The organism is Sinimarinibacterium flocculans (genome assembly GCF_003201205.1).
GTDB classification, from domain to species: Bacteria; Pseudomonadota; Gammaproteobacteria; order Nevskiales; family Nevskiaceae; genus Solimonas; species Solimonas flocculans.
Genome location: NZ_QICN01000002.1, coordinates 228,589 through 243,451, shown reverse-complemented (window position 1 = coordinate 243,451; position 14,863 = coordinate 228,589). Strand labels below are relative to the sequence as shown.

At 65.6% G+C, this 14,863-nt stretch carries 9 protein-coding genes; 4 read left to right on the top strand and 5 right to left on the bottom strand.

The window, feature by feature from the left end:
- Positions 1–367 precede the first annotated feature (367 nt).
- From C8D93_RS04815 to C8D93_RS04805, 3 genes are all read right to left on the bottom strand, one after another.
- On the bottom strand, positions 368–1,198 hold the full coding sequence (locus C8D93_RS04815; RefSeq protein WP_110264031.1) for a hypothetical protein: 831 nt from the start codon (positions 1,196–1,198) through the stop codon (positions 368–370).
- 12 nt (positions 1,199–1,210) lie between these two features.
- A complete protein-coding gene (locus tag C8D93_RS04810) occupies positions 1,211–2,266 on the bottom strand; it encodes an OmpA family protein (protein ID WP_170123909.1) in 1,056 nt (351 codons plus the stop codon).
- A gap of 228 nt (positions 2,267–2,494) precedes the next feature.
- On the bottom strand, positions 2,495–5,035 hold the full coding sequence (locus C8D93_RS04805) for a DUF1302 domain-containing protein (RefSeq protein ID WP_245903817.1): 2,541 nt from the start codon (positions 5,033–5,035) through the stop codon (positions 2,495–2,497).
- A 201-nt stretch (positions 5,036–5,236) separates the two neighbouring features.
- On the opposite strand from C8D93_RS04805, the gene C8D93_RS04800 reads away from it, so the two are divergent.
- The 4 genes from C8D93_RS04800 to C8D93_RS04785 all read left to right on the top strand — a co-directional run bounded on the left by C8D93_RS04800 (position 5,237) and on the right by C8D93_RS04785 (position 11,000).
- Positions 5,237–5,578, top strand: coding sequence for a DUF1820 family protein (locus tag C8D93_RS04800; RefSeq protein WP_110264028.1), 342 nt, complete (start codon positions 5,237–5,239; stop codon positions 5,576–5,578).
- Entirely contained in the window at positions 5,578–6,339 is a 762-nt protein-coding gene (locus tag C8D93_RS04795) for an MBL fold metallo-hydrolase (RefSeq protein ID WP_110264027.1), read from the top strand. The genes C8D93_RS04800 and C8D93_RS04795 overlap by 1 nt, the downstream gene beginning before the upstream one ends.
- Before the next feature lie 108 nt (positions 6,340–6,447).
- Positions 6,448–10,287, top strand: coding sequence for a phosphoribosylformylglycinamidine synthase (gene purL, locus C8D93_RS04790; RefSeq protein ID WP_110264026.1), 3,840 nt, complete (start codon positions 6,448–6,450; stop codon positions 10,285–10,287).
- A 164-nt stretch (positions 10,288–10,451) separates the two neighbouring features.
- Positions 10,452–11,000, top strand: a complete 549-nt coding sequence (locus C8D93_RS04785; RefSeq protein ID WP_146216509.1) for a hypothetical protein — start codon at positions 10,452–10,454, stop codon at positions 10,998–11,000.
- A gap of 231 nt (positions 11,001–11,231) precedes the next feature.
- On the opposite strand, the gene C8D93_RS04780 is transcribed toward C8D93_RS04785, so the two are convergent.
- Together C8D93_RS04780 and C8D93_RS20615 are read right to left on the bottom strand one after the other, a co-directional pair.
- A complete protein-coding gene (locus tag C8D93_RS04780) occupies positions 11,232–14,276 on the bottom strand; it encodes a toll/interleukin-1 receptor and WD40 repeat domain-containing protein (protein WP_110264024.1) in 3,045 nt (1,014 codons plus the stop codon).
- 62 nt (positions 14,277–14,338) lie between these two features.
- Positions 14,339–14,701 (bottom strand): hypothetical protein, encoded by a 363-nt coding sequence (locus C8D93_RS20615; RefSeq protein WP_170123908.1) that lies wholly within the window; start codon positions 14,699–14,701, stop codon positions 14,339–14,341.
- Between the last annotated feature and the right edge of the window lie 162 nt (positions 14,702–14,863).

The following is a 14,863-nucleotide window of genomic DNA, read 5'->3' as shown; positions in this document are numbered from 1 at the left end:
CCCGTGCGGAACCGCAGCGGTGCCCTTTGAATCCCCTATCGGCGCTATTTATCGCGCGATGCGGGAGGTCGGACAAGGGTGATAACCCCTAGAGGATCAGGAGAAAAAAACACTAAGTTAAACCCTCATGGTTGTAGTCCTGTGCTTACATGTGGTGGCTCGCCGCAGCGTTCGCGCAGCGCGCTGATCGCCACGATTGACCCATGGCGACCAGGGGCGACGGGCCGGGGGCGGCGCGACAGCAGGCATCGAGTCGGAATCTGCAGAGGCAGGGCGTGACCGATCGGCGCGCATCGATCTGCAACCCGCCACGAAAAACGGGCCACCAGAAGGTGGCCCGTTATCAGCTTCCATCTGGCCTTCGACGTCAGCCGGTCGGCGGTGTGACGAACCTGCCACCTGGGCACAGTTCGTGCACGTGCAGTTGCTCTCCAACGTTGACCGATAGAAGTGCGGAAGTGACGCTGATGGCTACGCGATCGTAGTTCTTGGTCGCCTGCAGGCCAAACCACACCGGCTCGCCGCCGAGAAGATTCTGGCCGAGCAGGTCCAGGATGACGCGAGTCAGTACCACTTGCTCCTGCTCGTCACTGCCAAGGAAAGTGGAGACCGTGACTTGGTCTGCAAGCGATAGATCGACCGTGCCACCGGGAAAAGAAATGCCGAAGACGGCGTAACTCCCAACCAAATTCATGCTTCCCGGAAACAATACATTCAAGTCCACCGAATTCAGCAAGCCGAGCCCGCCAAGCGTTGTTGTGAAGGTCGCGAAAGTGCTCAGTTGACCGTCAATGACGTTGTCTGGAGAGGTCACGCTGTTCAGCAAACTGGTCAGCGAGTCGCCACCGAGCAGATTGAGCAGGTCGGTCAGAGGGCCACCGACGAGGCCGCCTGAACCAACGATGGTCGACGAGCCCGAGGGCGCCCGCGCTTCGCAGACAAAACCGAGGCCTTCAGCCACGGGCGTCTCCGCAATGCCATCTCCGTCGCTGTCGACGAATATGGGCGATTCCACGCTGCCGTCGTTTGGACCAAAAGCCCCATTGTCATCATCGGTGCCGCACTCGCCGTCGGCACCGCAGTCCTCGACCACATCGCCGCCAAGGCCGGCGATGTCGCTGTCGGCTTGGCAGCCGGCCAGACCCGCCGCGAGCAGCACAGCGAGCAGGGCGCTCTGGTATTTCATGCTGGTTTTCATGTGTGTCGTTCCTTAGTTCAGCACGCGCAGTTCGACGCGGCGGTTGCGCTCGCGGCCTTCTTCGGTGTCGTTGGTGTCACGCGGCTCGGATTCGCCATAGCCCTGGACGGTCATCTGGCTTTCCGGGATGCCCTGCGCGACGAAGAAGTCCTTGACCGCCTGAGCGCGACCCTCTGACAGCTTCTGGTTGTACTCGTCGCTGCCGATGCTGTCGGTGTGGCCGGCAATCTCGACCTGCATGTCCGGGTACTTCTTGAGGATGTCCACAGCCCAGGCCAGGATCGTCTCGGCGTCCGGACGCAGGCGCGTCTTGTTGAACTCGAAGGTCACGCCCTTGAGCTCGATGACGCTGTCGAGGGTGCAGCCGTTGCCGTCAACGCGATCGCCGGCCGGTGTATCCGGGCACTGATCCTTCTCGTCGACGACGCCGTCGCCGTCGGAGTCCATCAGGCCGGTGGGCACTTCGACCACCTGCGGCGCGGCTTCAGCCGGCATTTCGACTTCACGCTCTTCGAACAGCGGGATCTCGATGCCGAGATTGATCCGCGGCTCGCCGAAACCGTCCTCGAAGTCGTCGTAGACGTAGCGGGCTTCGCCGCGGATACGGATCTGGCCGCGCTCGGTCACCGGGCCGGAGACGAAGCCGAAGCCGGCGTTGGCCAGCAGCGACCAGTCGTCCTCGGTGTCCGGCAGGGTGTCGTTGTAGCCGCCGCCGATGCCGGCGATGAAGAACGGCGTGAACGACTTGCGGTCACCGAAGCTGTAGGTCAGGTCGAGGCCGACACTGCTGCGGTAGAAGTCGACCGAGCCGGTCTTGTCGGTTTCGAAGTTATCGAGAATGACGCCGACCTCGAAGCCCCACTGGCTATCGTCGAACAGGCTGCCGTAGAGCAGCTGGACGCCGGTGGCGTATTCCAGATCCTCGCCACCGCGCTCGTCGTCGGCGAAGGTGTAGCCGCCCAAGATCGCGAGGTAGCTCGGCGAGACAAGGCGTGCGGTTTCGGCCATGGCCGGAGCGGAGGTGAACGCGGCAGCCGCGCCCACGATGCAAAGACGTGCGAGCTTCATGAACTCTCCCAACTGCGTCGGATGTTTATTAGGGGGGGGTGAGACGGCGGCGCACCCGTGACACTGCCGCATCCCGTGTACATTCTGGGGGCATTATCCTAGCGATGATTGCCCTTTTGTGTCAGCTGCTTCCGACACGAGGTGAACGAAAGGTTAATTCGGCTCCAAGCCTTTGCAGGCCTGCAGTCCTATTCCTGCAAATGTAGGGGAATGCCCTACGTCGTCGAATCAGAACTGATATTTGACGAAGGCCTGCGCGTAGTCGCGGTCCCGGTAGAGGTTGTAAGCGCCCCCGCCGAAATACCAGCCATAGCCGAGGGTCAGGGACAGGGCGCTGCGGTAACGGGTTTCGATGTTGACCAGAGCTTGCTTGCGGCCCTCGACGAAGTTCTCGGCCGGGCCCGGTGCGGTGCCGCCGACGTCATGGCTCCAGACGATGAACGGCTGCACCGAGAACGGGCCGTAGACACCTTCGTACTTGATGATGGCAATCAGCCGATAACCCCAGGAAAAATCGTCGACGAAGGCGTCGGTATCAGCCTGGGTCGGATTGAAGCGCAGGCCGTCCGGTCCGATCGAGCAGGCGACCACGGTCGAGCACGCCAGCCGCGAGCCGTCGGCGCCAGTGCCGTCGGCGCCGGCGCTGGCGTGGGTGTAGACGCCGGGGGCGTCGATCTGCAGCTCGTCGATGGCCGGCAGCCCCGGAATCCAGGTGGCGCCGAACTCGCCGACGAACTGGACCTGGTCGGCGCCAAACGGGTTCTCGGTATTGCCGTAGACGCGGGTGAAGCCGAAGTTGAACTGGTAGGTCTCGAATTCCTCGTAGCCGCGGAGGTAGCCAGGATTACTGCGGTCGAGCGCGGCGTCGAAGTCGGTCGGCGCGTTTTCGCCGACGGTGCCGCCGCGGTAGGGGATGATGAAGTTCGGGAACGAGCGCGCCGAGCCGGGCACGTGACCGACCAGCAGATTGAGGGTGTCATTGAAGCCGACCTGGCCGGCGGCCGGGACGAAGTCGCTGCTGCCGTAGAACACCCGATTGCCGTTTTCGTCGAAGCCCGAGCCTGCGGTGGTGCCGAAGCAGCCGAGCGCAGGGTCATGGCAGCGGGTCAGCGTCGTGCCCAGCGCGGCGAATGACAGGTCGGCGATCGACACCTGCATTGGCAGCTTCGGCCGGTAGGCGATTTCACCCTGGATCGAGTAGTCGCCGAGCGTGGTGTTGAAGCTGAAGCCGTACATCTGGAGGTCTTCGGGATACTCGAACACGATCTGCGGGCCGTCGAGGGCTACCGCGTTCGAATACGGCTGGTTGGCGTTGCCGGTCAACAGGTTCAGAAGACCCGGCAGGTTGAGGCCGAGGTCGAGCAGGATGCCCGGGCGATTGAGGCCGAGCTGCAGCGCGTCGAGGGTCAGCTGGTTGCGTGCCGCCCCATTGGCGGCGACCGGCAGGTTCGGGCACGCGCGCAGGAACTCCGTGGTGTTGCGCGCGTCGATGCCCAGACTGTTGCCCTCGCGGCGCGCGCATGACGCCGGCGCCGAAAAGAAGCTGACGTACGGCAGCTTCGAGTGGTAGTTCATGAAGTAGACGCCGAACTCGGTGCCGTTGTTGAGATTCTCGGCGTAGTACTTGAACGCGGCGCCGAATTGTCCCTGATCGTCCGGTTCCCAGTCCTCAAGACGGCGCACGGTGCCCGAGGTCGGCGTGATCAGCGTCAGCGGGTTGTCGAGGTAGCCGCTCTGCTCGGCCGGCGTGTCGCCGACGAAGGCGCGATCCGGATCGTCGGGCGAACTGCCGAAGCTCAGGTTCACCGAGTTGTTGACGTTGTTCGTGCCCAGATCGACGAAGCCGAAGTAGCTGCCGGGCGTCGGCGCTTCCACAGGCGCCCATTCGTACTGGTAGTAGAACTCGACCGTCGCGTTGTAGAACGGCTCGGTGCTCAGGAACACCATGCCGACCGGCGTGAACACCTCCTCCACCTGGGTGCCGATGCGGTACAGGTTGTTGGCGTTGACCGGGTTGGCCTGGTTGACGCTGTTGATCGCCAGCAGCGTCGACTCGCCCCAGTTGACGAGCTGCCGCCCGAGCTTGAAGCGCAGCTCGCGCTCGCCGACGAAGGGCAGCACGCCGTAGAAATTGAAGTCCAGCAGCTGCAGGTCGGTGCCGACCTGGCGCAGCGTCTCGCCGTCGGCGCGCTCGGAGCGCACGACGCCGCCGGGACCGTAGGTACGCAGCCCGTTGCGCCAGTAGTAGTTCGCGATCGGATCGTCGCTGTAGCCGACGTCGCCGGCGTTGCCGGGCGTGACCGTGTTGGGACGATACTCGGTGAACTCGTTGTTGACGAAGTCGTAGAAGTACAGCCAGCGCGCAAAGAAGCCGAAGTCACGCCAGGTCAGCGTGAGGTCCTGGGTGGCCTTGACCACGCCCGAGAACACATCGTGCTTGTCGTAGTTGAGGTTGCCGTCGTCGGCACGCATCGTCAGCTGGCCCGGAGCAGCGGCCAGATGCGCCGCCGGATAGCTTTGCTCGCGGAACAGGCCCTGGCAGGACTGGAACTGGCGCGTGCAGACCTCGGGGTCGAGGTTGGACTTGCCGACGAGGTCTGCGGCGCGGTCCTGCATGCGCCAGCCGGCGCCGAGGGTGATCGTGGTGTTGAGCACACCTTGCCACTCGCCGCCATCGTCGAGCTCGAAGCTCAGGGCAAAGACACTCGAAGTACAGGCCAGCGCACCGGCGGCCAGCAGCCGGCACAGCATCGAAGTTGCTCGTTGCATGGTGTTTTTGGGCGATTTCGGGGGGCGCGATGCGTCCGGTCGGAAGCCGCCGGGGCGCCGCGGGCGCGGCACCTTAGCACGCCTTCGGCGGCATCACGACGCGTGCGATGTAGGAGATTTGCGCGTGTTGCTGTACGGCGAGCCTGCGATCATCGCAACGGGCGCAGGTAGAATCGCCGCAGTCGAACACCAGCCGAGCCCATGTCCGCCAAGCATCGTCTTTATCGCGTCACCTTCATGAACCAGGGGCAGGTCTACGAGATCTACGCCCGCGAAGTCACCCACGGCGGCGGCATGCTCGGATTCGTCGAGATCGGCAAGCTCGTGTTCGGTGAAAAGACGACGGTCGTCGTCGATACCAGCGAAGAGAAACTCAAGAACGAGTTTGCCGACGTCGAGCGCTTCTACGTCCCCGTGCATGCGGTCGTGCGCATCGATGAGGTCAGCAAGCGCGGTCCGGCGCGTATCGTCGGCGGCGTCGACGGCGGGTCCAAGGTCACGCCGTTCCCGGTCTACAACTTCGGCGGCGACGCGAAGAAGTGATGCGCTTCGCCATGCTGGGCTCCGGCTCCAAGGGTAATGCCACCCTGGTCGAGGCCGGCGGTACGCGCATCCTGATCGATTGCGGTTTCAATCTCGGCGACACCGAGCAGCGCCTGCAGCGGCTCGGTGTCGAGCCGCAGGCGCTCGATGCGATCCTGGTGACCCACGAGCATGGCGATCATCTGGGCGGCGTCGCCCGGCTCGCGCGCCGGTACCGGATTCCGGTGTGGATGACGCATGGTTCCTATGCGGCCTGGAAGGATCGCGCCGTGCCGCATGCGCTGCGCTTCTCGCCGCACCAGCACTTCACGATCGGCGCGCTGGGAATCCAGCCGTACCCGGTGCCGCACGACGCGCGCGAGCCCTGCCAGTACGTGATCGCCCACGAGAACCTGCGGCTGGGGGTGCTCTCGGACGCCGGGCACGTGACGCCGCACATGCGCAGCGTGCTGGCGGACTGCGACGCCCTGATGCTGGAGTGCAACCACGATCCGCAGATGCTGAGCGACGGGCCGTATCCGGAAGCGCTCAAGCGCCGGGTTGGTGGCAGTCGCGGACATCTGTCGAACGCGCAGGCAGCCGGCCTGCTTCATGGCTACGCGGTTTCGCGCCTTCAGCACTTGGTGCTGACCCACCTGTCCGAGACCAACAACTGTCCGGAACTGGCCCGGCGGATCGTCGTGGAGGCCATCGACGCCGACGACGAGTGGATCGTTTGCGCCAGGCAGGACGCAGGGCTGGACTGGCGCGAGGTGGTCTGAGCGGCTGCGTCGGCAGGTGATCTGCGGCCGGCGCGGGCACAACATGCGAAAATGGCGCCCCGCGCACCCCGGCGGTCCGCCGCCGGCGACCTCGAGCCCAGAATTTCCATGTCCGTCATCGTCCTGCCCGGCGCCGAATCGCTCTCGGCCTTCCGTATCGCCCGTCTGCTGGCCGCGCTGCGGTTGCATGCCCCGGGGCTTACCGGACTGGATGCGCGGGACCTCTTCCTGATCGATGCCGATGGTGTCGGGACGGACGCCCTTCGCCGACTGCTCGGCCCCGGTCCGGACGCGATCGACGCGGCCGACGCGCAGGTCTACGTCGTGCCGCGCCTGGGCACGACCTCGCCATGGTCGAGCAAGGCCACCGACATCGCCCGCGTCTGCGGCCTGACCGGTGTCCGCCGCATCGAGCTGGGGCGCGTCTATCGTCTGCACGGCATCGACGCGTTGCCGGAGGCGGCCGCCGCCCTGCTGCACGATCCGATGATGGAGTCGGTGCTGACGGCGCCCGATCAGTTGCAACATGTCTTCGACGGCCAGCCGCGCCGCGGGCTGCGGACGGTGGACGTGCTCGCCGGCGGTGCCGATGCCCTGGCTGCGGCGAACCGCGACTGGGGCCTGGCGTTGTCGGACGACGAGATCGCGTATCTGGCGCAGCACTACGGCTCCGCCGGCCGCAACCCGACCGACGCCGAGCTGATGATGTTCGCGCAGGTCAACAGCGAGCATTGCCGGCACAAGATCTTCAATGCCGAGTTCACGGTGGACGGCGAAACCCAGCCGCACTCGCTGTTCGGCATGATCCGCATGACGCATGCGGCGGCCCCGGAGGGCGTGCTGTCGGCGTACAAGGACAACGCCGCGGTGATCGAGGGGCATGGCGGCATGCGCTGGTTCCCCGATGCCGATCAGGTCTGGCGCCGGCACGACGAGCCGGTGCACATCCTGATGAAGGTGGAGACGCATAACCACCCGACCGGCATCTCGCCGCATCCGGGCGCCGGTACGGGCGCCGGTGGCGAGATCCGCGACGAGGCCGCGACCGGCCGCGGCGGCAAGCCCAAGGCCGGCCTCTGCGGCTTCTCGGTGTCCAACCTGCGCGTGCCCGGCTTCGAGCAGCCCTGGGAGCAGCAGCCGGAGCTGCTGGCGCAGGGCACGCCGGAGCGCATGGCCAGCAGCCTCGACATCATGCTCGAAGGCCCGATTGGCGCGGCGGCGTACAACAACGAGTTCGGCCGCCCGAACCTCGCCGGCTACTTCCGCAGCTTCGAGCAGATCACGCCCGATGCGCGCAACCGCGGCTACCACAAGCCGATCATGATCGCCGGTGGCTACGGCAACATCCGTGCGCAGCACGTCGAGAAGCGCCCGGTGGTCGACAACGCCAAGCTGGTCGTGCTCGGCGGTCCGGCGATGCTGATCGGCCTGGGCGGCGGCGCCGCCAGCTCGATGGCCACCGGCAGCAGCAGTGCCGCACTCGACTTCGCGTCCGTGCAGCGTGCCAATCCGGAACTGGAACGTCGCTGTCAGCAGGTGGTCGACGTCTGCTGGGCGCTCGGCGACGACAACCCGATCCTGTCGATCCACGACGTCGGCGCCGGCGGCATCTCCAACGCGCTGCCCGAACTGGTGGACGCCGACGACCGCGGCGGCCGCTTCCAGCTGCGCGAGGTGCTGTGCGCCGATCCGGCCCTGTCGCCGATGGAGATCTGGTGCAACGAGTCGCAGGAGCGCTACGTGCTCGCGATCGCGCCGCAGGACGTCGAGCGTTTTGCCGCGCTGTGCGCGCGTGAGCGCTGTCCCTACGCCGTCGTCGGCATCGCCACGGCGGAACAGCGGCTGCTGGTCGAGGATCGCGAGCTTGGCGAGCCCGCGGTCGACATGCCGATGCCGGTGCTGCTCGGCAAACCGCCGCGCATGCAGCGCCGCTCGGCGCGCGCGCCGTCGCGCTTCGCGGCGCTCGATACGCAAGCGATCGACGTCGCGGATGCGGTGAAGCGCCTGCTCGCACTGCCGGCAATCGCCTCGAAGAACTTCCTGATCACCATCGGCGATCGCAGCGTCGGCGGCCTCACCGTGCGCGACCAGATGGTCGGACCCTGGCAGGTCCCGGTTGCCGACTGTGCGGTGACGGCGACCGGCTTCGAGTCGACGACCGGCGAGGCGATGGCGATGGGCGAGCGCACGCCGCTCGCCCTGCTCGACGGTCCGTCCTCCGGACGCATGGCGGTGGCCGAGGCGGTACTCAACATCGCCGCCGCACCGATCGCGAAGATCGAAGACATCCGTCTTTCGGCCAACTGGATGGCGGCCTGCGGTCAGTTCGACGAGGACGCACGCCTGTTCGACACGGTGAAGGCGGTCGGCGCCGAGCTGTGTCCGCAGCTCGGCATCGCCATTCCGGTCGGCAAGGACTCGCTGTCGATGAAGAGCGTGTGGTCGCATGACGGCGCCACGCACGCGCAGACGGCTCCGCTGTCGCTGATCGTGTCCGCGTTCGCGCCGGTGACCGATGTGCGCCGCGTGCTCACGCCGCAGCTCGTCGCCGATCTCGACACACGCCTGCTGCTGGTCGACCTCGGCAACGGCCGCAACCGGCTTGGCGGCTCTGCGTTGGCCCAGGTCCATGCGCAGGTCGGCGACGTCCCGCCCGATCTCGACGATCCGCAGCAGCTCAAGGCAGCTTTCGCCCTCGTGCAGCGCTTCAATGCCGAGGACCGGCTGCTGGCGTATCACGATCGCAGCGACGGCGGCCTGTTCGTCACGCTGGCCGAAATGGCCTTCGCCGGCCATTGCGGCCTGAGCGTAGACGTCTCAGCGGTCGGCACCGATCCGGCGGCCGTGCTGTTCAGCGAGGAACTCGGCTTCGTCGTGCAAGTCCGCGCTGCGGAGGCTGACACCGTGCTCGGCGCATTCCGTGACGCCGGGCTGGTCGCGCACGACATCGGCGCGCCGAATGCGAGCGACACGATCGGTATCGGCGGCGTCTACGAGGCGTCGCGCGAAAGCCTGCACAAGGCCTGGTCAGAACTCAGCTATCGCATGGCCGCGCTGCGTGACGACCCGGATTGCGCGTGCGAGGAGTACGAATCGGTCGGCGCCAAGGACGATCCGGGGCTGGGTGTCCGGCTGAGCTTCGACGACCCGCGGCCCGCCCCGCAGGTTACGCGGCGCCCCAAGGTCGCCATCCTGCGCGAGCAGGGCGTCAACAGCCACGCGGAAATGGCCTGGGCTTTCGATCGCGCCGGCTTCGAGTCGGTCGACGTGCATATGACCGACGTACTCGATGGTCGCGTGCAGCTTGCCGACTTTGCGGGGCTCGTCGCCTGTGGCGGCTTCTCCTACGGCGACGTGCTCGGCGCCGGCCAGGGCTGGGCCAAGACCATCCTGTTCAACGAGCGCGCCCGCGCGGGCTTTGCGGACTTTCTGGCCCGCAAGGACCGTTTCGCCCTCGGTGTCTGCAACGGCTGCCAGATGTTCGCGGCGCTCAAGTCCATCGTTCCGGGCGCCGAACACTGGCCGGCCTTCCGCCGCAACCGCAGCGAGCAGTTCGAGGCCCGCTGGTCGCAGGTCGAGATCCTGGAGTCAAAATCGCTGTTCTTCGCCGGCATGGCCGGCTCGACGCTGCCGATCGCCGTCGCCCACGGCGAGGGTCGTGCGGTATTCGAACAGCCTGACGATCTTGCTTCGCTGCAGACTGGCGGGCAGGTTGCGATGCGTTACGTCGATACCCGCGGCGGCATCGCGACCCGCTATCCCGCCAACCCCAACGGCTCACCGGAAGGCGTCACCGCGATCTGCAACACCGACGGCCGCGTCACCATCCTGATGCCGCACCCGGAACGCACCGTGCACGGCGTCACCGGCTCGTGGTGGCCGGCGCGTGAGCACGCGACGACGCCGTGGTTGCGCATGTTCGAGAACGCGCGTCGCTGGGCGGGCTGAGCCGCGCAGACGGAAAACCCCGCCAACGTGAGCTTTGTCGCACTCAAAAAAGCTCGCTCCCCCTACTTCTGCAAACTAGTTGGCAAAGCCCGTTGCACGCCCTTGTTGAACGTCAACAGTACGTCGCGCGTTGCGGCGCAACCAACGAACCCGAGGGGGGTGTGATGAACAAGACGGTATTGGCAATCGCAGCTGGCTTGATGGCCTGCGCGACATCGGTACAGGCCCAAGGCCTGCTGCCGCGGCTGCAGCCGACGGTCGCGAAGGTCACGGGGCTGGCAGCAGCGCCGACGCTGGCGGGTCTGCCGGGGCAGGTGCAGCCGAAGGAGGGAGAACCGCGTTTCGGTCTGCCGGCGCTGCCGCAGCTGAACGTGCCGGAACTGCCCTACATCCCCATCCCCGGAATCCCGTCCGATCAGCTCTATTGGGTCGGGTACTGGCTCGACGACACCGTGAACTGGTACACCCCCCTCGCTATCCGTTGGGCGACGCGCTGGGCTCCCAACGCGGCATGGGACGAACTGGATATCGTGCTCGGCATGGCGGGGGCGGGGGACATCGGTGGTGCAGGTAATCGCATGGCCGGCTACGTGAAGAAGATTCCCGCGCCGCCTCAACCAGTGATTCCTGCGGAACTCGGACTGGGAGCCGCCTACAACAATACTTGGAACGCAACCATCGGGGCCGTGTTCGGTGAGCCGTACGCGCCCTAGGTGGCTATGAAGTCGCTAGGGAGGCGCACTCCTCGAACGGGTGCGCCTCTTTCTTTTGTCCTGACTACTAACGAACCTCAGCTGAGTGATAGCCGGGAGGACATAAGGCATTGTTCTGTAAGGCTACGTTGACCACGCTCCACTGGCGTCTGAGATTCGCGTCAATCCCGCGCCAGCGCTAACGTTGGCTGAGGTTCGTTAATAATCACGTCTTTTGTTGACTGAAGCGACTCAGCGACCGCAGGGCGCGTTTTCACGCTTCTCGCTGATGAGCTTGAAATCGACGCCGACGATCCATGGCGCTTTGCAGGTCAGCACTCGGCCGACATCTTCCGCGCGCCGGCTTCGGGCGCTTACGTCAACGACGGCGATCTGGCTCCACGCGGTTGCCGCCAATCGGTCGCCAGGCGCAAAGAGCTCGAAGCCTGCTTTGCGAGCGAAAGACAGCAGTACTCCTAGTGCTACGCCCTTGTGAGCGTCCCAGGCGCGCACTTCACCGTCGAGGCCGCCGCTGACAAGTAAAGCGCCATCAGCGCTGAAGGCAAGTGCATCCACAAGCTGCTGATGGCCTTTGAGTGTACGTATCACATCGTCTTCGAGTTGCCACAGCCAGATGCTTCCTGACTGCGTGCCGATGGCAAGCATCTTTCCGTCTGGCGAGTAGGCTAAAACCTCCGGAATTCCAAGGCTAGCGTCACGTAGCGCGCCAGTCTGAGTCCCCGCATCAGGATCGAACAGTTGGATGCTGCCGGGCGTGGTCTTGGCGAGTTGCCTATCGTGCGGCGAGAAGGCGAGTCCGTGAATGGGCCCTCCGCTAGCAGGCCACGATCTCAGCAGCTTGCCGTCCGCTGCCCGCCACAAGTTCAAGGTGCCGTCAAACGAGCCCGTCGCGACTCGTTCGCCGCTGTGATCGAAGTCCGCTGCATACACAAACTTGGTGTGAGACAGGCGTGCGATCGGCTCACCATCAAGTCCATTCCACAACCATGTGGCGTCATCATCGGGAAGCGAGCCATCGGGCGAGGTCGTGGTCAGAATACGGTCGCCGCTCCGGTTGAAGCGCGCCGTGTAGGTGCCCTCGGGGCTGTGTGAAAGCGTTGCGATACGGGTGCCGCGGACGTAGTCCCACAACGCTGCAGTGCCGTCGAGGCTCGCGCTTACCAAGCGGCGACCGTCCTCACTCAGGTCAAGATCGACAACGACGTCCTCGTGACCGTCCATCCTCTGCTTGATTGAGCCGTCCTGCCCGTCGAGGACCATGATCCGACCATCGTCTGCTCGTCCACCGCCGACAAGCAGGTGACGGCCGTCAGCGTCGAAGCGTGTGACATACGGAAGAGTCTCAAAGGACTCGTAGCGCCACGCCCTGTCTATGGGCATGTTCCAAAGGTCGGCGCTGCCGTCGCGGCTGGCGAGCAGCAGGCGCGATCCACTCGGGTTGAAAGCCGCATTTGATACGCCATCCGTGTGGAGGTCCAGCGTATGCACCATGCGTTTGGAGCGTACATCCCATACTTCCGCGATACGGTTCTGAAAGTCGGCGGTGACCAGCGTGTCCCCATCGGGGCTCAATGCCGCTCGTGCGAACTCGGTTAGCGCTCGGGGCACCGAGAACAGCAGAACGCCGCGCGCAGTTGACCAGACCTTGTAGCCCTCGCTGCCGACGGTAGCGAAACGACGGCCGTCACGACTGAACTGCAGCACGTACAAGAGTCCTGCATCGGCGGCGAACGACAGTCGCAGTGCTCCGTCAGCAACATTCCAGATGCGGATATCGCCGCTTAGCTGTGGTAGGCCGCTGCGCTCAGGGAGAGCGATCAGATCCTTGCCCGTTGGCGAGAAAAGCACTGCCGTTAGTGGCTGCCCGTTAGTCCCTGCATAGCGCTGCAGGACGCGACCAGCTACTCCATCGAGCGTCACTACGCTGCCGTCGGCAGTCGCTGCGGCGATGCTGTTGCCATCCGGGCTGTAGGAAGCGGCGCGCAGGGACTCCCCGGGCAGCCAGTGAGCAAGTCTTTCTCCTGTTTGTGTGTCGTGAACGTGCAGACCGCGTTCGTTGGCGACGAGTACACGCGATCCCTCAGGGTGCGCAGCCCGGCCGGCATACCCGTTGATGCCCTCAAGCTTTAGCCCAGTCGCATCCTCGGCGAGTGCCCAGATTCGGGTGAGGGGCGGACCGCTACGAATGTCGTCGGGGAACCCGGTCACCAACAAGCGCTGTCCGCCGCTAAGAAACTCCATGTCGAGCGGGAGTACCGGCGCCTCGGGCAGCTCACGAAGCAATGCGCCATCAGCGGCGTTGTAGATTCTGATGACAGCGCGCTGCTGGCCGGCTACTTCCAACAGAACGTGCAAAGCGAAGCGGGTGCCGTCCGGACTGAAGGTCGAGGCGTAAACGGCCCGGCCGCCATGCTCCACCCGCACATCCGTCAACGCCTCCACGGGCTTCATTGCCTGCGCGAGCATGAAGCGCAGCGGCACGGTGTCGTGGCCCATCTTGTAGGCCTTGTTGAGGTAGACGGCGGCGCGCGCATGCTGGCCGGCCAGCAGTTCCTGCCGTCCGCTCTCGACCAGCTTCTCGATGCTGATCTCGCGTTCGCGTGCGGCGCGTTCGTTCTGGTACCACTGCCAGGCGCCGACGCACAAACCGGCGAAGGCCATGGCGGCCGCGCCGACCTGCACGCGCTTCCAGAACTCGCGTTGGCGCTCGCGCTGGACGATCTCGTCCAGGCCGACGCCGAGCAGGCCGGAGAGTAGCTTGAGCTTGGCGCCGCGCTTGCCGTCGGCGTGTTCGCGCGCGTCGGCGGCGATCGGTTCTGCGGGGGCGTCGGTGATATGCCCGTGCGCATCGACGCGGTAGCGCAAGGCCGGAGCGAAACATTCCTCGATGTCGCGGCCCGGTATGTCGAAGACATTGGGCTCGCCGTCCACGATCAGGCACAGCACGCGGTCCTCGCGGCCCAGCGACTTGAAGTACTTGATCTCTTCGTTGACCCAGCGCGAGGCCGCGGAGCGCGGCGAGCAGATGACGATCTGGTAGCGCGACTGTCTCAGCGACTCGTTGAGGACATCGCCGAGGTTGGCCGAGCTGGGCAGCTCGTCGCGGTCGCGGAAGACCGGGTACAAGCGCTCCGGCACCTGGCCGTCGCGCGAGGCACGACCGACCAACCGGCGCGGAACGCGATAGGTCTCGAGCGTCTTGTGGAGCCAGTCGCCCCAGGCGCGATCCTGGTGGCTGTAGCTGATGAACGCCCAGTACTTGTAATCCTCGGTCACCGGTCCCCCCGACGGGTGCGCGCCGGACTAGCTTAGCCCAGCGCGCCGCCGCGGGAGCCGGGTCAGTGGGCGACGCTCGCGATGCTGCGCCAGCGTCGCCCACTGCGACGCGGATGAGGTGTGGCCGCCGTCGCCGGCATCGGCGGCGCGGGGCGCGTCTCCGGCACGGTGATGCGCCGCGATGGCGTGCTCCTTCGCGACGGGCGGCGTCGAAGCGCCCAGACCAGGCCGAGGGCCAGCGCGATCGTCAGCACCAGCAGCGGCAGCCACAGCAGCGCGGCCATCTCCGCCGGTATCGCTCCTGCGCCGCCGTGCTCCGGTGTCATCGTCGGTGGCACCGCATAGGCGCTGGCCCATCCGGGTACGCCGGCCAGCAGGGCGAAGGCCCACGCCCATCTTCCGTGTTCGAGTCCTTGGGTGTTCATGATCATCCCTCCCTGGTTCGCCGCGCTGCTGCGGTATCTCCACGCTACCCGGGCGTCGGCGCAGACGTTCTGCCAACCGTTTGGCATTTCTGGCCTATGCTTGTCTGGCGAAACTGTGCCCAGGTCATCCGCCGGGGCTTCGGTCATGCGGATGTGAATCAG

What these genes read in the sequence shown, in the direction of transcription:
- C8D93_RS04815 (WP_110264031.1), bottom strand. Translation starts at nt 1,198, where the DNA reads ATGAAAACCAGCATGAAATACCAGAGCGCCCTGCTCGCTGTGCTGCTC.
- C8D93_RS04800 (WP_110264028.1), top strand. Translation starts at nt 5,237, where the DNA reads ATGTCCGCCAAGCATCGTCTTTATCGCGTCACCTTCATGAACCAGGGG.
- C8D93_RS04810 (WP_170123909.1), bottom strand. Translation starts at nt 2,266, where the DNA reads ATGAAGCTCGCACGTCTTTGCATCGTGGGCGCGGCTGCCGCGTTCACC.
- purL (WP_110264026.1), top strand. Translation starts at nt 6,448, where the DNA reads ATGTCCGTCATCGTCCTGCCCGGCGCCGAATCGCTCTCGGCCTTCCGT.
- C8D93_RS20615 (WP_170123908.1), bottom strand. Translation starts at nt 14,701, where the DNA reads ATGAACACCCAAGGACTCGAACACGGAAGATGGGCGTGGGCCTTCGCC.
- C8D93_RS04785 (WP_146216509.1), top strand. Translation starts at nt 10,452, where the DNA reads ATGAACAAGACGGTATTGGCAATCGCAGCTGGCTTGATGGCCTGCGCG.
- C8D93_RS04795 (WP_110264027.1), top strand. Translation starts at nt 5,578, where the DNA reads ATGCGCTTCGCCATGCTGGGCTCCGGCTCCAAGGGTAATGCCACCCTG.
- C8D93_RS04805 (WP_245903817.1), bottom strand. Translation starts at nt 5,035, where the DNA reads ATGCAACGAGCAACTTCGATGCTGTGCCGGCTGCTGGCCGCCGGTGCG.